This is a genomic window from Bradyrhizobium sp. (assembly GCF_030654605.1).
Lineage (GTDB): Bacteria > Pseudomonadota > Alphaproteobacteria > Rhizobiales > Xanthobacteraceae > Bradyrhizobium.
In genome coordinates this window covers 1-20,174 of sequence record NZ_JAURXB010000278.1, presented here as the reverse complement: position 1 = coordinate 20,174, position 20,174 = coordinate 1, and the positions used below count along the sequence as shown (strand labels likewise).

Here is a 20,174-nt window from a genome sequence, read left to right as displayed (position 1 = left end):
CGTCGCCTGCGACAAATTAACCCGACGGGCAAATCACTTCGGTTTATCGGAATTTATGTCAAGCCCCTCGCGCAAAAATATTTCTGTTTTACAGAATTAAAAGTCAGGCTATATACTTGCCATCTCGTCCCACTCAGAGGGGCATTGCAAGGTCACCGATGCGGGACGGGGATGCGGTGGACGCGAATGGCGCCCCTGACCAGGGCGCTTGAAGTGGACGGCGAAATCGTGTGGTTCCGACACCCCAAAGGCTGGTGTCAAGTTCGCAGCTCAAGGTGCTGCGGATGACGGTGGCAAGAGCGCAGGGCTCACCGAGGAGAGCATGTATAAGCCGTAAACTGCCGCGCAGGGAAAGTCGGATGTTTCCGCTGGACCTGTATGCTCGTGTGCGTTTTCTACCACTTTTTTTGCACACGAGACCGCGGGTGCAGCGTGCATCCGGCTTTCCCTGCGCCCTCTTCCTTCAAGAGGGCGGCAATCGACGCAAAGCTCGGGCGCATCGCGCCGCGAGAATGCAGATGCTTATGCCCTCGCTGTTTGATAATTGAATCCGAAACCCGCACCTACGTCGTCCCTGCGAACGCAGGGACCCATACAGCGTTGCGCTCTCGTTGAAACGAGATGGATGACGCACTCTTCGCCAAACTCAAGCCGGTGGCTATGGGTCCCTGCGTTCGCAGGGACGACGCGGAGAGGTCATTGCGACGCCGCGCACAGACGGGGTTACGCTTCGCTAACCCCCTATCACCCTGCTCTACTTCGGCGTCTCCGCGAACGCGCCGAGAATGCGTGCCCACGAGCGGATGCCCTTGTGAAAGCTCTGGAGGTCGTACTTCTCGTTCGGCGAATGGATGTTGTCGTCGTCGAGCCCAAAGCCCACCAGCACGGTGTCGAGGCCGAGCGTGCGCTTGAAATCGGCGACGATCGGGATCGAGGCGCCGGAACCCATCAGCACGGTTTCCTTGCCCCACTCCTCGGTCAGCGCGCGCCTGGCGGCGGCGAGCGGCTTCATGTTCCAGTCGAGCGCGATCGCCGGCGCGCTGGAATGATCGCCGAACTCGGCGGTGCAATCGCCGGGCAGCCGCGCCCTGACGTAATCGCGAAACGCCTTTCGGATCTTGTCGGGTTGCTGCCCCTCCACCAGCCGGAACGAGACCTTGGCGGAGGCATGCGCCGGGATCACCGTCTTGGAGCCCTCCCCGGTATAGCCGCCGATGATGCCATTGACGTCACAGGTTGGCCGCGAGGAGATCTGCTCGATCAGCAGGCGGCCTTTCTCGCCGGCCGGAATGGAAAGTCCGATCGGCTTGAGAAAGGATTCCGGCGTCAGATCGAGCTTCGACCACTGGGCGAGGACGTCGGGCGGCAGATCCTTCACCCCGTCATAGAAGCCGGGGATCATGATGCGGCCGTCATCGTCGAACAGGCCGCCGAGAATGCGCGTCAACACCCGGATCGGGTTTTGCGCGCCGCCGCCGAAGATGCCGGAATGCAGGTCGCGGTTGGCGGCCTTGATCCAGACTTCCTCGTAGACAAGTCCGCGCAACGAGGTGGTGATCGCCGGCGTGTTCGGATCCCACATGCTGGTGTCGCAGACCAGGGCGAAGTCGGCCGCAAGGTCGTTCTTGTTCGCCTCGAGAAACGGCACGAAATTCTTCGACCCGATCTCTTCCTCGCCCTCGATGACAATGGTGACATCGACCGGCAGCGAACCCGTCACCGATTTCCAGGCGCGGCAGGCTTCGACGAAGGTCATCAGCTGACCCTTGTCGTCCTCGGCGCCGCGCGCGACGATGATCTTCCGCCCGTCGGCATGATCGGTGACCACAGGCTCGAACGGCGGACGGTGCCAGAGATTGAGCGGGTCGACCGGCTGCACGTCGTAATGACCGTAGAACAGCACATGCGGCCGCCCGTCGCCGGATCCGTTCAGTTTGGCAACGATGCCGGGATGACCGGCGGTCGGCCTGACCTCGGTGGCAAAACCGAGCGTCGCGATGTCGGCGGCGAGATGGTCGGCCGCGGCCTTGCAATCGCCGGCAAAGGCGGGATCGGCCGAGATCGACTTGATCCGCAGCAGCGCAAACAGCCGCTCCAGGCTGTTGTCGAAATCCGCATCGATGCGATCGAGAACCGGTTGAAGTTGCGCCGCGTTGGACATTGCGATCTTCCCTGGATTAGCGGGGTTGCTGTTGGATGATGGGTTGTAGCTCGCCGGCCACTGGAGACAAGACACCGCCCTTGGCATCCGGCGGCGGATGCAGGATATGCCAGACCAGCCCGCCCGCGATCACGGCGGCGGAAGCGAGATTGTTCCCCCAGGCCTGGAGATCGTTCGGAAACACCGGGAACGACAGGCACATCAGGGCGCCCGCAACCGCCAGCGCGGCCCACGTGCCGGCCCGGACCGCCGGGCGAGGGTCATAGGCCGCGCGATGGATCAGGACCGTGGCCGGAAAGAAAAGCCACATGAAATAATATTGTCGGGCCAGCGGCGAGGCCACCGTCATGAGGCAGAACAGGATGCCGAGTTCCTCGGCGTTCGAGCGCGGCGTCATCCGTTCGCGCGAAGGCATCACCGCGAGAAATCCGGCACCGATCAGGAACGATATCGCCAGCACGATCCAGTTGGCGGTCTTGAAATCGAGATCGACCAGATTCATCGTGCGCGGCGGCTTCGTCGGATCGTCCTGGTTGTAGTTGATCGGCCGCGTCAGCCGATGCGTCATCGCGATAATGGATTGATTGACCCAGGACCAGTTCTGCTCGTCGCGCTGGCCAAACCCCTTCTCCGAGCTAGACCCCACCATGCCCTGGTACCACGTCTTCAACTCCGCGACGTTGTGCTGGGCGCCGCGAAACGGTGCCGGCAGCACGAACAGGAACACGCCGAGGAACACCACCATGCTTGCCACAGCCGCCCATTGCCTGCGCCAGACCAGATAGGGAAACACCGCTACCGGGAAAACCTTGATGGCGGTGGCGAGCGCAAACATGCTGCCCCCCATCCATGGCCGGCCATGCTGCATCAGCCAGAATCCGAACAGCATCAGGGCCAGCAGAACCAGGTTCGGCTGGCCGAGATCGAACATGTCGAACACGAAGGTGATGGTGACGAAGCCCGGCAGCGCGAACAGCCAGGGGCCGGGCGTCCGGCCGGAGCCCGCCATCGCGTGCGAGAATTGCGCCGTCATCCACCACGCCACCGCGTTGAAGAGCGACAGGCATATATAGAGTGGTATCTTGCCGAAATAGCTGGGGATTGCCAGCAGCACCGCCGACAGCGGCGGATAGATGAAATCGAAATAGCCGTTGGGATTGCTGGGATAGAGATCCTTGCCCGCCAGCACCTGCTGCCCGGCCCAGAACCACAGCGGGTAGTCCTTGGTCTTGCCGTTGCCCCAGATTTCCGGAACCAGCACGTCAGCCGTCAGCGCGATGCAGCAGACCAGAAACAGAATATCGAGCGGCGCTCGCAACGACGGATATCTCAGCACACTGAAGCTTTCCCGGAAAATCGGAGGCAGATCACGTCGTGGCCACGAATCCTATCGTCGCAACAGTCCGCCCAGCGCGCCACGCACCAGCGCGCGGCCGACCGAACTGCCCATCGCGCCGCCAAGGGACTTGCCGACACTGGACGCGACGCTGCCCGCCACCTGGTTGGTGACCGTGCGCGCCACGCTGCGCGCGACGACCTGGCCGGTCGACAGTCTTCCCCGCTTGACGCCCGTGCCGAAGATCGTCCCGACGATCGCGCCGATCTGCGCGAGAATTCCGCCGCCTCCCCCGCCGCCGGCCGGAGCGTCCGCAGACGCCGGCGCGGCGGTGTCGGCGACGCGCTTCTGCAACATCTCATAGGCGGAATGGGCATCGATCGTGGTGTCGTATTTGCCCTTCACCGGGCTCTTGCCCATGATCGCCTTGCGCTCCTCCGGCGTGATCGGCCCCATCCGCCCCGTCGGCGGCCGGATCATGACGCGCTCGACCATCGCCGGCGTGCCGTTGCCTTCCAGGAACGACACCAGGGCCTCGCCCTTGCCGAGTTCCGTAATGACCTTGGCGGTGTCGAGCTTCGGATTGGGCCGGAAGGTCTGCGCGGCCGCGGCGACCGCCTTCTGGTCGCGCGGGGTGAAGGCGCGCAACGCGTGCTGCACTCGGTTGCCCAACTGGGCCAGCACCTTGTCAGGCACATCGATCGGATTCTGGGTGACGAAATAGACCCCGACGCCCTTGGAACGGATCAGGCGCACCACCTGCTCGATCTTGTCCAGCAGCGCCTTCGGCGCATCGGTGAACAGCAGATGCGCCTCGTCGAAGAAGAACACCAGTTTCGGCTTCGGCAGGTCGCCTACTTCCGGCAGTTCCTCGAACAGTTCCGAGAGCATCCACAGCAGGAAGGTCGAATAGAGACGCGGGCTCTCCATCAGCTTGTCGGCGACCAGAATATTGACCATGCCGCGGCCGTCGCCGTCGGTCTTCATGAAATCTTTCAGAATCAGCGCCGGCTCGCCGAAGAACTGGCTCGCGCCCTGGTTCTCCAGCACCAGAAGCTGGCGCTGGATGGTTCCGACCGTGGCCCTGGTGACGTTGCCGAAGGCCTGCGCCGCCTTGCGGATCGGCGCCAGCGCATCCTCGTCGGCGTCCGCGGCCTTCTTGCCGGCGGGAACGATCGCATCGAGCAGCGAGCGGAGATCCTTCAGGTCAATCAGCGTCAGCCCGTTCTCGTCCGCAACGCGGAAAGCGACGTTCAGGACACCTTCCTGCACGTCATTGAGGTCGAGCATCCGCGACAGCAGCAACGGCCCCATTTCGGTGACCGTGGCGCGCACCGGATGGCCCTGCTCGCCGAACACGTCCCAAAACACCGTCGAAAACTGGTCGGGCTGGAACGCAAGGCCCATTTCAGTGGCCCGCTTCAGGATAAAGTCCTTGGGCTCACCGACTTCGGCGATGCCAGAGAGGTCGCCCTTGATGTCGGCCGCGAACACCGGAACGCCCGCGCGCGCAAATCCCTCAGCCATCACCTGCAGCGAGACGGTCTTGCCCGTTCCGGTAGCGCCGGTGACGAGACCGTGGCGGTTGGCTAGCCCGAGCGTCAGCCACGCCGGCTGCTCGCTCTTGCCGATGAAAATCCTGTCGCCGGTATCGGCCATCTTGGTTTCGGACGTAGCCATTGCATCGCCTCTTCGCGCGCCCACCCAAGGCTTCGGTCAAGGGTTTCAGTCGCCAGACGCCACTATCATACTGCATCTTGCAGGCCGATTGAAACCGTTCAACGCCCTCCTCCCTGGGGATCGGAAGCGGATTGGAAGGCCCCGGTTCATCGCGATGAGATCGACCGGTGTCGTTCAATCGGTGGACGAAAGTTGTAGTGAAGCTGCTGGACCGGCGACAAATCTCCGTAGATTCCACGATCACTCTTGCAATGCTGCAACACTGACGACGCGATCTCGGATGAAAATAGCTTTCGCATGCGGGGATCGCTTGTAATTCGTTACGCGGAAGATCAAGATAAATTCACAAGCAAGGACCCGGCAAGTAACGGGCCGAGGACGGGGCAATATGGACGAACTGATTGGGCAGCTGGCTGTAAAGGCCGGCATCGATGAAGCTGTGGCTGAAAAAACCATCGGCATCATCCTGGGCTTCCTCCGCAACGAGGGTCCTTCCGACAAGGTCCAGGCATTGATTGACCAGATTCCCGGCGCGGAAGCCGCTATCGCGGCTTCGAGCAACAGCGGCGGTCTTGCGAGGTTGATGGGCGGTGGCCTGATGGCGCTGGGAACCAAGTTGATGGGACTTGGTTTGGGTATGGGGCAAATTCAGAACATCGCACGTGAACTTTTCCGATTTGGACGCGACAAAATCGGAGCGGATCAAATGGGCGAGATCATCGCAGGGACACCGGGCCTCAGTCAGTTCGCTTGAAGCACCTTTTTTGATATCGAGTACCATGACATATCCCATCTCCGAGATTGACGGCCTGCCAGCGTTCGCCGCTTCGAAACTCAAATCGCTTGGCATACGCACCACCGCCGGGCTGCTTGAAGCCGCCCGCACGGTCAAGGGGCGCAAGGCGCTCGCGGACAAGACCGGCATCAGCGAGCAGCAATTGCTCGAATGGGCCAATGTTTCCGACTACATGCGGATCCCCGGCATGGGCAGGGCAAAGGTCGGCCTGGTGCGCGCCGCCGGCGTCACCACGGTTCGTGAGCTCGCCCTGCGCAACCCGGCGCGGCTGGCACAGAACATGAGAGACGTGAATACCAAGCGCAAACTCGTCCGTATCCTGCCTTCGGAAAAGTCGGTCGAACAGCTGATCGCGCAGGCCCGCAAGCTTCAGCCCAAAATCACTTACTGAAGGTCGCTTATCGACCGCTTTGGACGGCCTCCGGCAGCTCCTGCGGCGTCTTGACTCCCATGCACGGACCGCGCAAAGCGACCGCATGATCGCGACCACGTCCAGACCCGCCCCTTCCGCCACCCCGGCAGATCGTCAGGTGCTGCGGGCGCTGCTGTCGCGGCCCTGTCCTGCCGTGATGGGCGTCCTGAACATCACGCCGGACTCCTTCTCCGACGGCGGGCAGTTCATCGCGCCGCAGAGCGCGCTGGCGCAGGCCCGCCGCCTGATCACCGAGGGCGCCGACATCATCGACATCGGCGCGGAATCCACCCGGCCCTACGGCGCGCAACCCGTCACCGCGGACGAAGAACTGCAGCGCCTGCGGCCGGTGCTGGCCGACGTGGTGTCGCTCGGTGTTCCCGTCTCCATCGACAGCATGAAATCGGCCGTGGTGGCCTGGGCGCTCGATGCCGGGGCATCCATCGCCAACGACATCTGGGGCCTGCAGCGCGATCCCGACATGGCGAAGCTCGTGGCGGCGCGGCATTCGCCCGTCATCGTCATGCACAACCGGGATCGCGTCGAGGCCGACATCGACATCATGAAGGATATGGCGGCTTTCTTCGCGCGCTCGCTCGAGATCGCCGACAAGGCCGGCATTTCACGTGAAAACATCGTGCTCGACCCCGGCATCGGCTTTGGCAAGACCCCGGAGCAGAGCATGACGGCGCTGGCCCGCCTCGACGAACTCGGTGCCTTCGGCCTGCCGCTGCTGGTCGGCGCCTCGCGCAAGCGCTTTATCGGTTCGGTCAGCCCTTCGGAGCCGCAGCAGCGACTGGGCGGCTCGATCGCGGCGCACCTGATTGCGGCCAGGGGCGGCGCCCGGATCATCCGGACCCATGATGTGGCGGAAACCGTTCAGGCGCTGCGGGTGACCGCGGCAATCGAGGACAGACGATGACGGATACGATCTTCATCACCGGCGTCGTTATCCACGCCCGCCATGGCGTGATGGAGCATGAGACCGAGGTCGGGCAGCGTTTCGTCATCGATCTCGAGCTGTCGATCGATCTCTCGGAATCCTCGCGCACCGATCGCCTGGCCGATACCGTGTCCTACTCCAACGTGGTGGCGACCGCGACCGCAGCCTTCAAGAATGCCAATTACAAGCTGCTGGAGCGCGCGGCCGGCGCCGTCGCCGAAGCCGTTCTGGCGGCGTTTCCCCGCGTCAGCGCCATCAAGGTCACCGTTCACAAGCCGCATGCCCCGATCGCCGCGATTTTCGAGGATGTCGGCGTGATCCTGACCCGCACCCGGCAAGCGACCGCGCATGGCTGACGTCCTGATCGCACTCGGCGGCAATGTCGGCGACGTCCGCGCGACATTCCGGAAGGCGATCGCCAATATCTGCGGTATGACCCAGGCGGCGTTGCTGGCGCGCTCGTCCGATTACGCCACCCCGCCCTGGGGCGACGAGCAGCAGGCGCGCTTCATCAATGCCTGCATCGAGATCGAGACCAGCCTGGATCCCCATGCGCTATTGTTCACGCTGCACAAGATCGAACACAAGTTCGGCCGCGATCGGCCAAAGGAAACGCGCTGGGGTCCGCGGACCCTCGACCTCGATTTGATCGCCTATGACGACGTCAGTGTCCAGAAGCCGGAACTGACACTGCCACACCCGCGGTGGTTCGAACGGGCTTTTGTCCTGGTGCCGCTGGCGGAGATCGTCCCCGATCGTGTCATTGCGGGACGCCGCGTTGCCGCGGCGCTGGCGGAGCTATCCAGCGCTGGAATCGAGCGGCTGCCCGACCTAAACTGACGAAAGAGACCAAAAACAACCGTTTGGCTTGGCGGCCGCCACGTGGCAATTTCCGGCCAACAAATAACGGCGCCCGGGAGCGATCTGCGTAAATGACATCTGTAACCGACGACCTGCGGCTGGCAGCGGATTTCGCGCCGGCGACCTATGACGACTGGCGCAAGCTGGTCGATGGCGTGCTGAAGGGCGCGCCGTTCGAGAAGCTGGTCGGCAAGACCTATGATGGCCTGAAGATCGACCCGATCTATCAGAGGGCGCGCAATGCCGCGCCGCTCGCAGGCAGGCCCGCGGCAGCACCTTGGCAGATCATGCAGCGGATCGATCATCCGGACGCCGCCGTAGCCAATTCGCAGGCGCTGCACGACCTCGAAAACGGCGCCAACGGACTGACCCTGGTGTTCGCGGGCGCCAACGGCGCCCATGGTTACGGGCTCGATCCATCGGCGGAAGCGATCGAGAAGGTTCTGGACGGCGTCTTCATCGATGCCGGGATCGGGATCGAGCTTCAGATCGGTCCGCAGTCGCGGATGGCGGCGATCCACATCGCGGAATATGTCAAGCGCAGGGGCCTCGATCCCGCCGCCTGCCATATCCGCTTCGGTATCGATCCGCTTGGCGCCGGCGCGGTGTGGGGATCCAGTCCCTATTCATGGCCCGAGATCGTGCCTGCGATCTCCGGTGCGATCAAAGGCCTCGCTGCCATGGGCTTCAAGGGGCCGTTCGCGGCGGCCGACGGGCGGGTGATCCACGATGCCGGCGGATCGGAAGTGCAGGAGCTGGCCTTCGTGCTGGCAACCGGCGTCGCCTATTTGCGCGCGATCGAGAGCGCCGGCATTGCGCTGGAAGACGCGCAAGGCATGATCTATGCGCGGCTTGCCGCCGACGCCGATCAGTTCCTCACCATGGCGAAATTCCGCACGCTGCGGCTGTTGTGGGCGCGGGTCGAACAGGCCAGCGGCCTTGCGCCAAAACCGCTGTTCATCGCCGCCGACACCGCATGGCGGATGCTGACCCAGCGCGACGCGTATGTGAACATGTTGCGCGCGACGATGGCGACATTTTCCGCCGGCCTCGGCGGCGCCGACAGCATCAACGTGCTGCCGCATACGCTGGCACTGGGCTTGCCGGATGCGTTCGCGCGGCGCGCCGCGCGCAACACCCAACTGGTGCTGCTGGAGGAATCCAACCTCGCCAAGGTGTCCGATCCCGCGGCCGGTTCCGGCGGCATCGAAACCCTGACGCAACAGCTCTGCGAAGCGGCATGGTCGCTGTTCCAGGAGATCGAGAAGGCCGGCGGCGCGTTCGCGTCGCTCGAGCAAAGCCTGATCCAGCGCAAGGTCGCGGCGACGCGAAAAGTGCGCGAAGCCAATATCGCCAGGCGCAAGGAGGTGCTGACCGGTGCCACCGAATTTCCGAACCTGCATGAAGCACAGGTCGCGGTGCTGGAGGCCAAACCAATTGTGCTGGCGCCGTATGGCGAAGCGAAGATAAAGTTCGACCCGCTGCCGCCAATGCGGCTGGCCGCCCTCTTCGAACGCCTGCGCGACCGCTCGGATCAGGTCCTGAAGAAATCCGGCGCGCGGCCCAAAATTTTCCTCGCCAATCTCGGCACCCCCGCCGACTTCACTGCGCGCGCGACCTTCGCCAAGAGCTTCTTCGAAACCGGCGGGATCGAGGCGGTCGATACCGAAGGATTTAGCGATCCGGCTGCGCTGGCCAAGGCGTTCAAGGCATCCGGCGCTGATCTGGCCTGCCTGTGCTCGTCCGACAAGGTCTATGCCATCAAGGCGACAGCCGCCGCGAAAGCTCTTCAAGACGCCGGGGCAAGACATATCTATCTCGCAGGACGACCCGGCGATCAGGAAGCCGCCCTTCGTGACGCCGGAGTCGGCGACTTTGTCTTTGCCGGCGGCGACGCGCTCGCTACCCTGCGGGACGCCTGGCAGCGAATGGAGCAAACATGAATTCGGCCGCAAAACCCGTTCTGACCGGCGGCTGCCAATGCGGCGCGGTGCGCTTTGCGCTGTCGGCGCCGCCCGCCAAGATCAGCATCTGCCATTGCCGGATGTGCCAGAAGGCGTCCGGCGCGCCATTCGCGTCATTCGCCGATATCGAACACGCCGATTTTGCCTGGACCAAGGGCAAGCCGGCCACATTCCGCTCTTCGTCGATCGCCGAACGCGATTTCTGCCGGGATTGCGGCACGCCGCTGAGTTACCGTCTTATCGACGGTCCCCGGATCGAGATCATGACCGGCGCCTTCGACCGCCCCGACCGGCTGGTGCCGACACGCCAGTATGGAACCGAATCCCGGCTCGGCTGGGTGGTGGGAGTAGCCAACCTGCCGAGCCAGACCACGCTGCAGAATTACGGGCCGGAGAAGCTCAACAGCATCGTCAGCCACCAGCATCCGGACCATGATTGACAGTGGCGACCTCCGAGGTCGCACGTGCTATAGAAGAAGCCCATGAGCCGCATACCGAACTTTGCGAATATCGCGTTTGAAAACACCGCCCGCGCCCAACACGCCGGCAGCGCCGAGCCGTGGCTGACGCCCGAGGGTATCCTGGTCAAGCCGGGCTACACCGAAGCCGACCTCGAAGGAATCGATTTCCTCGATACCTTCCCCGGCATCGCGCCGTATCTGCGCGGCCCCTACCCCACGATGTACGTCAACCAGCCCTGGACCGTCAGGCAATATGCCGGCTTCTCCACGGCGGAAGATTCCAATGCGTTTTACCGGCGCAACCTCGCCGCCGGGCAAAAGGGCCTCTCGGTCGCGTTCGATCTGGCCACCCACCGCGGCTACGATTCCGATCACCCGCGCGTATCGGGCGACGTCGGCATGGCCGGCGTGGCGATCGATTCGATCTACGACATGCGCACGTTGTTCTCGGGGATTCCGCTCGACCAGATGAGCGTGTCGATGACCATGAACGGCGCGGTGCTGCCGATTCTCGCACTGTTCGTGGCGGCGGCCGAGGAACAGGGCGTGCCGCCGGAGAAACTCTCGGGCACCATTCAGAACGACATTCTGAAAGAGTTCATGGTGCGCAATACCTACATCTATCCGCCGGCACCCTCGATGCGGATCATCTCGGATATCTTCTCATACACCTCGCAGAAGATGCCGAAATACAATTCGATCTCGATTTCCGGCTATCACATGCAGGAAGCCGGCGCGACGCAGGATCTCGAACTCGCCTACACGCTGGCCGACGGCGTCGAATATCTCCGCGCCGGCCTCGCCGCCGGGCTCGACGTCGACCGTTTTGCACCGAGGCTGTCGTTCTTCTGGGCCATCGGCATGAACTTCTTCATGGAAGTCGCAAAAATGCGCGCGGCGCGGCTGCTGTGGGCCAAGCTGTTGACGCAGTTCAATCCGAAAGACCCGCGCTCGCTGTCGCTGCGTACGCATTGCCAGACCTCGGGCTGGTCGCTGACCGCGCAGGACGTCTACAACAACGTGATGCGCACCACCATCGAGGCGATGGCGGCCACGCAAGGCCACACCCAGTCGCTGCACACCAATGCGCTCGACGAGGCGCTGGCGCTGCCGACCGATTTTTCCGCACGCATCGCCCGCAACACGCAATTGTTCCTGCAACAGGAAAGCGGCACCAACCGCATCATCGATCCCTGGGGCGGCTCCTATTATGTGGAGCGCCTGACGCGCGATCTCGCCGCGAAAGCCTGGGGTCACATTAGGGAAGTGGAAGAACTCGGCGGCATGGCCAAGGCGATCGAAGCCGGCGTTCCCAAGTTGCGGATCGAGGAAGCCTCCGCCAAGACCCAGGCACGGATCGACGCCGGCCGGCAGGCCGTGATCGGCGTCAACAAGTTCAAACCGTCCAACGAAGCGCCGATCGACGTGCTGAAGGTGGAAAACTCCACCGTGCGGCGGCTGCAGATCGACAAGCTGTCGCGGTTGCGATCCGAACGCAGCCAGAAGGACGTCGACGCGGCGCTGGCGGCGCTGACCCGCAGCGCCGGCGAAGGCAACGGCAATCTCCTGGCGCTGGCCATCGACGCCGCGCGGGCAAAAGCCACCGTCGGCGAAATTTCCGATGCGATGGAAAAGGTGTTCGGGCGGCACCGCGCCGAAATCAAATCCATCACCGGCGTCTACAAGCGGGAGGCGTCCACCATGTCCAACCGGGTCGAAAAAGTGCAGGCGCTGATCGACGCCTTCGAAGATGCCGAGGGTCGCCGGCCGCGCATTCTGGTGGCAAAAATCGGCCAGGACGGCCACGACCGCGGCCAGAAGGTGATCGCGTCAGCATTTGCGGATGTCGGCTTCGACGTCGATATCGGGCCGCTGTTCGCCACGGCTGAAGAGGCGGCGCGGCAGGCGGTCGAGAACGATGTGCATATTCTGGGGCTGTCGTCGCTGGCCGCCGCGCACCTTACCGCGGTGCCGGAACTGAAGGCCGCGCTGAAGAAGCAGGGCCGCGACGACATCATGATCATCATCGGCGGCGTGGTGCCGCCGCAGGATTACGACGCGCTGTACAAGGCCGGCGCCGAGGCGATCTTTCCGCCGGGCACCGTCATTGCCGACGCAGCTGAGGAACTGATCCACAAGCTCAATGCGAGATTGGGGCACAGCGAGGCGGCGGAGTAGCTGCTCGACCGTCAAGAATGGGCTAATGTCACACCATGAACGCTGTTGCTGACATCACGCTGGAAGAGATTATCGCCAGGATTCGCCAGGTCGCGCCTGCCATACGGGCAGAAGGCGTCAACAAGCTCGCCATATTCGGATCGCGGGCGCGTGGCGATGCACGCCCCGACAGCGACCTCGACGTCCTGATCGACGTCAGGCCGGACGCCACTTTTGGATGGAAAAATCTGACCGGCGTCGTCGCGATCTGCGAAGACGCGACCGGTATACCGACCCAGGTCTCCATGCGCAGCGAGCTGAAGCCGCGCTTCGCCGAGCGGATCGCCGACGACCTAACCGAGGTGATTTGATGCCGCCAACCGTTGAGGATCGGCTGCGCGACATTCTGGAGGCCATTGCCGAAATTCAAGCGATGCTTGCAGGCTGCAACATTGATCTGTTTACTGATGACAAGATGCGTCGGATGGCCACCGAACGTTACCTCGAAATAATCTGCGAGGCGGCGCGCAGAGTTACCGACGATGTCAAACGAGACGCGCCGGATATCGCGTGGCAGAGAATGACCGACTTCGGCAATCAGCTGCGTCATGGCTATCATGCGATCGATGTCGAAATTGTCTGGGACATCGTCCAGCTTCACCTGCCCCCGCTGAAGGCGTTTGTCGAACGCCGCATTCAGTCGCCGAGATAATTTCCCGACATCAATCGCCGCCAGCCCGGCTTGCGACGACCCAGTGAAGGTGCATAATACTCCCCATCATAAGAGCGCCTGATTTCACCGGCGCCACGGGGAGGAACGCATGTCCAGGATCACCCGCCGCGCTTTCGCGGCTTCGTCCGCCGCTGTCGCGGCCGTAGCCGCGTTCGGTTTCAGACCGGCTCTGGCGCAGGCCTATCCGGCGCGCCCGGTGACGGTAATCGTGCCGTGGGGCGCCGGCGGTGGCACCGACGCGACCGCGCGCATCGTCGCAGCGCTGCTGGAAAAGGACCTCGGCCAGCCGTTCAACGTGGTCAATCGCACCGGCGGCTCCGGCGTGGTCGGCCATACCGCGATCGCCTCGGCACCGCCCGACGGCTACACCATCGGCATGCTGACCGTGGAAATCTCGATGATGCACTGGCAGGGGCTCACGGAACTGGCGCCCAAGAGCTACACGCCGCTCGCCTTGATGAACGAAGACCCGCCCGGCATCCAGGTCAGCTCGACCTCGCCGTACAAGACCGTCAAGGAGCTCGCCGACGCCATCAAGGCAGCCCCTGTCGGCAAGTTCAAAGCCTCGGGCACCGGCCAGGGCGGCATCTGGCATCTCGCTTTGGTCGGCTGGATGCAGGCGATGGGACTTCCCGCCAATCAGGTGGCCTGGGTGCCGTCGAACGGCGCCGCACCGGCGATGCAGGATCTCGCTGCGGGCGGTCTCGATTTGACCACCTGCTCGGTGCCGGAAGCGCGTGCGATCATCGAAGCCGGCAAGGCGCGCAGCCTTGCCATCATGGCGCCGGCCCGCAACCCGGTATTCCCCAACGTGCCGACGCTGAAGGAAGCGATGGCGATCGACTATTCTACCGGCGCGTGGCGTGGCATCGCGGGGCCGAAGGGCCTGCCCGCCGACGTCGCGGCCAAGCTCACGGCGTCGCTCAAGAAAGTCTACGAATCCAAGGAGTACAAGGAATTCATGAGCAATCGCGGCTTCGGCGTGGTGTGGGGTGATGGGGCCCAATTCGCTGCATTCATGGACAAGGGCGACGCCGCGATGGGCGTGGCGATGAAGGCAGCCGGTCTCTCCAAGGCCTGATCCGTCCCGCTTGCTCACTTCCTCTGATACCGTGGGGCCCGGTTCATGCGTCTTCCCGATCGCGTCACGGGATCGTTTCTCGTTGTTCTCGGCGCAGCCGCCGCCTATGGCGGCTGGCTGTTGCCGCCGGTGCCCGGCCAGCCGGTCGGTCCCAACGTATTCCCGCTGGTGATCGGGTCTGGCCTGGCGCTTTGCGGGCTCGCGATCACCTTCGGCATCGGCAGCACCTTCGAAGAGGAAGAAGAGATCATTCCGATCGAGGGCGGCGCGGTCAGGCCGCCGCCCGGCAAGCTCTATGGCCTGCGCGCCCTGCTGCCGCCGGCGCTGCTGCTGTTCTACGTGGCGGTGGCAGACCGCCTCGGCTTCATCATCACGGCCGCGCTGATCGTGTACGCCACGGCCACCGCGCTCGGCGCGCGGTGGAAGCTGGCGCTGCCGCTCGCCGTGCTGGCGCCGATCGGCATCCATCTGATTTTCAGCAAGCTCTTGCGCGTGCCGCTCCCGATCGGGCTGCTGCCGATGCCGTGGTGATCCATGCTTAACACCCTGATGGAAGCGTTTGCCCTGATTTCCACGTGGGAAGTCATCATCGCCCTGCTGGCGGCATCGGTCTACGGCCTGGTGATCGGATCGCTGCCCGGACTGTCCGCCACCATGGCCACCGCCCTGCTGGTCCCGGTCACCTTCTATCTCTCGCCGATCGCCGCGATCGCCACCATCGTGGCGGCGTCCACGATGGCGATCTTCTCCGGCGACATCCCCGGCGCGCTGCTGCGCATCCCGGGAACGCCCGCCTCGGCCGCCTATGCGGACGAAGCCTATGCCATGACCCGCAAGGGCGAGGCCGAACTGGCGCTCGGCGCCGGCGTCTGGTTCTCCGCCGTCGGCGGCATCGCCGGCACGCTCTCGCTGATGATCCTGGCGCCGCCGCTGGCCGAAGTCGCGCTGTCGTTCTCGACTTTCGAATATTTCTGGCTCGCCTTCCTCGGCCTGATGTGCGCCACGCTGGTGGCGCGCTCCTCGCCGGTGAAGGCGATCGCCGCCATGTTCATCGGCCTCCTGGTGGCATGCGTCGGCATCGAAAACCCGGGCGGCGTGCCGCGCTTCACCTTTGGCTTCACCGACCTGTTCGGCGGCATCGAGCCGATCCCGGCGCTGGTCGGCGTCTTTGCTGTGGCGCAGGTGATGCGCGCGATGCTGACGCCGGAACCGCCGCCCATCCCGAAGCGCAAGTTCGGAAGCATCATGGCGGGCCAGTGGAAGCTCACCAGGAAATACAATGTGCAAATGACCCGCGGCAACATCATCGGGATCATCATCGGGGTGCTGCCGGGCGCCGGCGCCGACATGGCGGCCTGGGTCAGCTACGCGATGTCCAAGCGTTTTTCGAAGGAGCCGGAAAAATTCGGCACCGGCCATGTCGAAGGCCTGGTCGAAGCCGGCGCCAGCAACAATGCCAGCATCGCCTCGGGCTGGGTGCCGTCGCTGCTGTTCGGCATTCCCGGCGACACCATCGCTGCGATCGCGATCGGCGTGCTCTACATGAAGGGGCTCAATCCCGGCCCGACGCTGTTCACCGAGAAAGCGTCGAGCATGTACGCGATCTACCTGATGTTCATCATCGCCAACCTCTTGATGATTCCGCTCGGCATCGTGATGATTCGCCTCGCCAGCCATGTACTGCGGGCGCCGCGTTCCTCGATCATGCCGGTCATCATGCTGTGCTGCGCAGTCGGATCGTTCGCGATCGGCAACAACATGTTCGGCGTCGTGACGGTCGCGACCTTCGGGATCATCGGCTACGTCATGGAGGCCAACGGCTACCCGGTCGCCGCCATGGTGCTCGGCGTCGTGATGGGCACCATGGTGGAGCAGGCCTTCGTCACCTCGCTGATCAAATCCGACGGCAGCATCCTGCCGTTCTTCGAGCGCCCGATCTCGGCGATCCTCGCAGCCCTTGCGATCGGCGCGGTGATCTGGCCGGTGGTGCTCTGGCTGTGGCAGCGGTTGAAGCGCAAATCGCCAGCTGCCACGCCGGCCGGTTGAGGGGCGCCAAGCCCCCTCGCCTGTCGCGTCCGGCCGTTGTAAACCAAGGCATGACCCTGCCGAAAATTGCCTCCGTCGACCTCAAAACATTGGCCAAGGACCTCCGCGCCGGCAACCGCGCGGCGCTGGCGCGCGCGATCACGCTGATCGAAAGCCGGCGCGGCGATCACCAGGCCATGGCGCGCGACCTGGTGCAGGCGCTCCTGCCGGATACCGGCAAGGCGATCCGGGTCGGTATCACCGGCTCGCCCGGGGTCGGCAAATCCACCACCATCGACGTGCTCGGCATGTTCCTGATCGAACGCGGCCACAAGGTCGCGGTGCTCGCGGTCGACCCCTCCTCGGCGCGCACCGGCGGCTCGATCCTCGGCGACAAGACCCGGATGGCGCTGCTGTCCGCCTCCGACCATGGCTTTATCCGGCCCTCGCCGGCCGCCGGCACGCTGGGCGGCGTCGCGGCGAAAACCCGCGAGGCGATGCTGCTGTGCGAGGCCGCGGGCTTCGACGTCGTGCTGGTGGAGACCGTCGGCATCGGCCAGTCCGAGACCGCGGTGTGCGACATGACGGATTTCTTCCTGGCGCTGATGCTGCCGGGCGCCGGCGACGAGCTGCAGGGCATCAAGAAGGGCCTGGTCGAGCTGGCCGACATGATCGCGGTCAACAAGGCCGACGGCGACAACATCAAGCGCGCCAACCTGGCGGCGGCCGAATACCGCGGCGCGCTGCATATTCTCACCCCGCGCTCGGCACACTGGCAGCCGCCGGTCGAGACCTATTCGGCACTGACGGGAACCGGCATCGACGTGCTGTGGCAGAAGATTCTCGATCACCGCACCGCGATGAAAGCGTCAGGGGAATTTGCCGAGCGGCGGCGGCAGCAGCAGGTGAAATGGATGTGGTCGATGCTGGAGCAGCGGACGATGGCGCGGCTGCGCGCCGACCCGGCGATCCGCGGCAAGGTGAAAAAGATCGAGGCCGAAGTGGCCGACGGCCGCATCGCGCCGGCCGTTGCAGCGGAGCAGATCGCGGAGATGCTGAAGTGACATGAGCGACAAACTCCGTATCCTGATCACCGGCTTCGGCCCGTTCCCCGGCGCGCCGTACAATCCGACCCAGCCGCTGGTGGCGCGGCTGCTGCGGCTGCGCCGTCCAGCGCTCGACGATGTCGCGTTGTCCGGCCATATCTTTCCCGTAACCTACAAGGCGGTCGATCGCGAATTGCCGGAGTTGCTCGCTGAGCACCGGCCACAGGCGCTGCTGATGTTCGGCCTCGCCTCGCGCACGCCCTACGTCCGGATCGAAACCCGCGCCCGCAACGCCGTCACCACGCTGTGGCCCGACGCCGATCACACACGGGTGCGCAAGGGATCGATATCAGGCGGCGCCGATGCCATGACGTTTGGGCCTCACACCGCGAAATTGCTGCGCGCCGCCGTCGGCACCGGCGTCGATGCGCGCGCCTCGCGCGATGCCGGCAGCTACCTCTGCAATTACCTGAGCTGGCGCGCGATCGAGGCGACCTGCGGCGACAGCGGACCCCGCCTCGCCGCCTTCGTGCATGTTCCGCCGCTGGCGCGCGACGGGACTCGGCAGCGCAAGGGTGCTGTGCACCGCGTCACGCTGGAGGGACTGGTCGACGCCGGCGAGGCGATGCTGCTCGAAATAGTGCGGCTGGCGCGACGGCCGGCGCTCGCTAACGATTAACCCTACCCCCAAAATCGTCTACTTCCGCCTTCGCCTTCACCATGCCGCGCCGCATTTTTGCGTTACTCCAGAGCTCGCGGACCTGCGTCCGCCGGAGACGCGATCATGGACGTCAATCGCCGCCATCTCATGGGAGTATCCGCCGCCGGCGTTGCCGGGGCGCTGGCGATGTCGCCGGATGCGGCGCGCGCGGCGCCGCCGACCTCGGCGCTCGGCCGCGACGCCACCCAATATGGTGTGCGGCCCGGCAGTCCCGACGATCAGACCCGGGCGCTACAGCGCGCCATCGACGAGGCCGCGCGAGCACAGGCGCCGCTGGCGCTGCCGCCGGGGGTCTATCGCACCGGGATGCTGCGCCTGCAGAACGGCACGCAACTGGTCGGCGTGCGCGGCGCCACCAGGTTGATCTTTAGCGGCGGCGCATCGATGCTGCAGGGCGAAGGCGCCGGCAGCATCGGCCTGAGCAACATCACGCTCGACGGCGGCGGCATTCCGCTGCCGACACGACGCGGCCTGGTGCATTGCCTCGGCGGGCGCGACATCCGCATCACCGATTGTGAAATCACCCGCAGCGGCGGCAACGGCATCTGGTTCGAGAATTGTTCCGGCGACGTCAGCGGCAACATCATTTCGAAGATCGCCGTGACCGGGTTCACCTCATTCGACGCGCAGGGCCTGCTGGTCTCGCGCAACACCATCGTAGACACCAACGACAACGGCATCGAGATCCTGCGCCACGCCATCGGCGACGACGGCACCCTGGTGCTCGACAACCGCATCGAGGACATCAAGGCCGGTCCCGGCGGCTCCGGCCAATATGGCAACGCCATCAACGCGTTTCGCGCCGGCAACGTCATCGTGCGCGGCAACCGTATCCGCAACTGCGATTATTCCGCGGTGCGCGGCAATTCGGCTTCCAACATCCATATCACCGGCAACAGCGTCTCCGGCGTCCGCGAGGTGGCGCTGTACTCCGAATTCGCGTTCGAGGGCGCGGTGATTGCCAACAACACCGTCGACGGCGCGGCGCTGGGGGTTTCGGTCTGCAATTTCAACGAGGGCGGACGCATCGCGGTCGTGCAGGGCAACATCATTCGCAACCTGCTGCCGAAGCGCCCCATCGGCACCGCGCCTGATGACGACGCCGGCATCGGCATCTATGTCGAGGCCGATACGTCGATAACCGGCAATGTGATCGAGAATGCGCCGTCGTTCGGGATCATCGCCGGCTGGGGCAAATACCTGCGCGACGTCGTGATCTCGGGCAATGTGATCCGCAACGCCTTCGTCGGAATCGGCGTGTCGGTGACATCAGGCGCGGGCACAGCCCTGGTCAACGACAACATGATCTCGCAAACGCCGCGTGGCGCCGTGGTCGGGCTCGATCACGCGCGGCCGATCACGCCGGATCTGGCCGCCGAGGGCGCGCAGCGCTTTTCGCAAGTTGTCGTGGGCACCAACGCGGTGCGCCGATAGCACTTTCGTCGTCCCCGCGAACGCGGGGACCCATACGCCGTGCCGGTCAAAGGAGAGGGGCAGTGCTAGCTGCCTTTACTTGCGCACCCGGTTTCAATTTCGACTACCGAGATTATGGGTCCCTGCGTTCGCAGGGACGACGGAATTGTGTCAGGACGCGACTGCCCTGCGGCGCCGCCGAACCATCAGGACGAACACGACCGCGAGCGCCGAGGCCACCGTGTACATCGAGAACGCGTTCAGATAGCCGATCATCACCGACTGCCGCATGATCTCCTACGCCACCCTGGCGAGGCCCGGGACGGTGTCGAAGTTCCACGCTCCCGTCACCTCCGGCATGGCGATGGCCCGGTTGTAGGGCGT

The 20,174-nt window shown here is 64.4% G+C and carries 19 protein-coding genes; 16 read left to right on the top strand and 3 right to left on the bottom strand.

The window, feature by feature from the left end; genetic code table 11:
- Positions 1 to 754: 754 nt before the first annotated feature.
- Genes Q7U29_RS25660 through Q7U29_RS25650 form a run of 3 tightly spaced genes read right to left on the bottom strand, consistent with a single transcriptional unit; the run spans position 755 to position 5,177 of the window.
- Entirely contained in the window at positions 755 to 2,161 is a 1,407-nt protein-coding gene (locus Q7U29_RS25660) for a M20/M25/M40 family metallo-hydrolase (protein WP_304746105.1), read from the bottom strand.
- 16 nt (positions 2,162 to 2,177) lie between these two features.
- Complete coding sequence (locus tag Q7U29_RS25655; protein ID WP_304746103.1) at positions 2,178 to 3,497, bottom strand: glycosyltransferase family 87 protein; 1,320 nt, start codon at positions 3,495 to 3,497, stop codon at positions 2,178 to 2,180.
- A gap of 51 nt (positions 3,498 to 3,548) precedes the next feature.
- Positions 3,549 to 5,177: a helicase HerA-like domain-containing protein gene (locus Q7U29_RS25650; RefSeq protein ID WP_304746101.1), complete on the bottom strand. Its 1,629-nt coding sequence runs from the start codon at positions 5,175 to 5,177 to the stop codon at positions 3,549 to 3,551.
- A gap of 388 nt (positions 5,178 to 5,565) precedes the next feature.
- Between Q7U29_RS25650 and Q7U29_RS25645 the strand changes: the two genes are divergently transcribed.
- From Q7U29_RS25645 to Q7U29_RS25570, 16 genes are all read left to right on the top strand, one after another.
- On the top strand, positions 5,566 to 5,931 hold the full coding sequence (locus Q7U29_RS25645) for a DUF2267 domain-containing protein (protein WP_304746099.1): 366 nt from the start codon (positions 5,566 to 5,568) through the stop codon (positions 5,929 to 5,931).
- A 25-nt stretch (positions 5,932 to 5,956) separates the two neighbouring features.
- Positions 5,957 to 6,364 carry a DUF4332 domain-containing protein gene (locus Q7U29_RS25640; RefSeq protein WP_304746097.1) on the top strand — a complete coding sequence of 136 codons (408 nt, stop codon included), beginning with the start codon at positions 5,957 to 5,959 and terminating at the stop codon, positions 6,362 to 6,364.
- 85 nt (positions 6,365 to 6,449) lie between these two features.
- A complete protein-coding gene (gene folP / locus Q7U29_RS25635; protein WP_304746095.1) occupies positions 6,450 to 7,307 on the top strand; it encodes a dihydropteroate synthase in 858 nt (285 codons plus the stop codon).
- Complete coding sequence (gene folB, locus Q7U29_RS25630) at positions 7,304 to 7,684, top strand: dihydroneopterin aldolase (RefSeq protein WP_304746093.1); 381 nt, start codon at positions 7,304 to 7,306, stop codon at positions 7,682 to 7,684. The genes folP and folB overlap by 4 nt, the downstream gene beginning before the upstream one ends.
- On the top strand, positions 7,677 to 8,168 hold the full coding sequence (gene folK, locus Q7U29_RS25625; RefSeq protein WP_304746091.1) for a 2-amino-4-hydroxy-6-hydroxymethyldihydropteridine diphosphokinase: 492 nt from the start codon (positions 7,677 to 7,679) through the stop codon (positions 8,166 to 8,168). Before folB ends, folK begins: the two co-directional genes overlap by 8 nt.
- Before the next feature lie 92 nt (positions 8,169 to 8,260).
- Positions 8,261 to 10,132, top strand: coding sequence for a methylmalonyl-CoA mutase family protein (locus tag Q7U29_RS25620; RefSeq protein ID WP_304746089.1), 1,872 nt, complete (start codon positions 8,261 to 8,263; stop codon positions 10,130 to 10,132).
- Positions 10,129 to 10,593 (top strand): GFA family protein, encoded by a 465-nt coding sequence (locus Q7U29_RS25615; RefSeq protein WP_304746087.1) that lies wholly within the window; start codon positions 10,129 to 10,131, stop codon positions 10,591 to 10,593. The genes Q7U29_RS25620 and Q7U29_RS25615 overlap by 4 nt, the downstream gene beginning before the upstream one ends.
- 42 nt (positions 10,594 to 10,635) lie before the next feature.
- Positions 10,636 to 12,792: a methylmalonyl-CoA mutase gene (scpA, locus tag Q7U29_RS25610; RefSeq protein ID WP_304746085.1), complete on the top strand. Its 2,157-nt coding sequence runs from the start codon at positions 10,636 to 10,638 to the stop codon at positions 12,790 to 12,792.
- A gap of 35 nt (positions 12,793 to 12,827) precedes the next feature.
- Positions 12,828 to 13,142, top strand: a complete 315-nt coding sequence (locus Q7U29_RS25605; RefSeq protein WP_304746083.1) for a nucleotidyltransferase family protein — start codon at positions 12,828 to 12,830, stop codon at positions 13,140 to 13,142.
- The gene (locus tag Q7U29_RS25600) at positions 13,142 to 13,483 is read left to right on the top strand and encodes a DUF86 domain-containing protein (RefSeq protein WP_304746081.1); all 342 of its coding nucleotides are present in this window, start codon (positions 13,142 to 13,144) and stop codon (positions 13,481 to 13,483) included. Before Q7U29_RS25605 ends, Q7U29_RS25600 begins: the two co-directional genes overlap by 1 nt.
- 109 nt (positions 13,484 to 13,592) lie before the next feature.
- Positions 13,593 to 14,585, top strand: a complete 993-nt coding sequence (locus Q7U29_RS25595; protein ID WP_304746080.1) for a tripartite tricarboxylate transporter substrate binding protein — start codon at positions 13,593 to 13,595, stop codon at positions 14,583 to 14,585.
- 45 nt (positions 14,586 to 14,630) lie between these two features.
- Positions 14,631 to 15,116, top strand: a complete 486-nt coding sequence (locus Q7U29_RS25590; protein ID WP_304746078.1) for a tripartite tricarboxylate transporter TctB family protein — start codon at positions 14,631 to 14,633, stop codon at positions 15,114 to 15,116.
- 3 nt (positions 15,117 to 15,119) lie between these two features.
- Positions 15,120 to 16,631 (top strand): tripartite tricarboxylate transporter permease, encoded by a 1,512-nt coding sequence (locus tag Q7U29_RS25585; RefSeq protein ID WP_304746076.1) that lies wholly within the window; start codon positions 15,120 to 15,122, stop codon positions 16,629 to 16,631.
- 50 nt (positions 16,632 to 16,681) lie between these two features.
- A complete protein-coding gene (gene meaB, locus Q7U29_RS25580) occupies positions 16,682 to 17,674 on the top strand; it encodes a methylmalonyl Co-A mutase-associated GTPase MeaB (RefSeq protein WP_304746074.1) in 993 nt (330 codons plus the stop codon).
- Between the two features lies 1 nt (position 17,675).
- Positions 17,676 to 18,335 (top strand): pyroglutamyl-peptidase I, encoded by a 660-nt coding sequence (locus tag Q7U29_RS25575; RefSeq protein ID WP_304746073.1) that lies wholly within the window; start codon positions 17,676 to 17,678, stop codon positions 18,333 to 18,335.
- A gap of 105 nt (positions 18,336 to 18,440) precedes the next feature.
- Complete coding sequence (locus tag Q7U29_RS25570; protein WP_304746071.1) at positions 18,441 to 19,811, top strand: TIGR03808 family TAT-translocated repetitive protein; 1,371 nt, start codon at positions 18,441 to 18,443, stop codon at positions 19,809 to 19,811.
- The last annotated feature ends 363 nt before the right edge of the window (positions 19,812 to 20,174 follow it).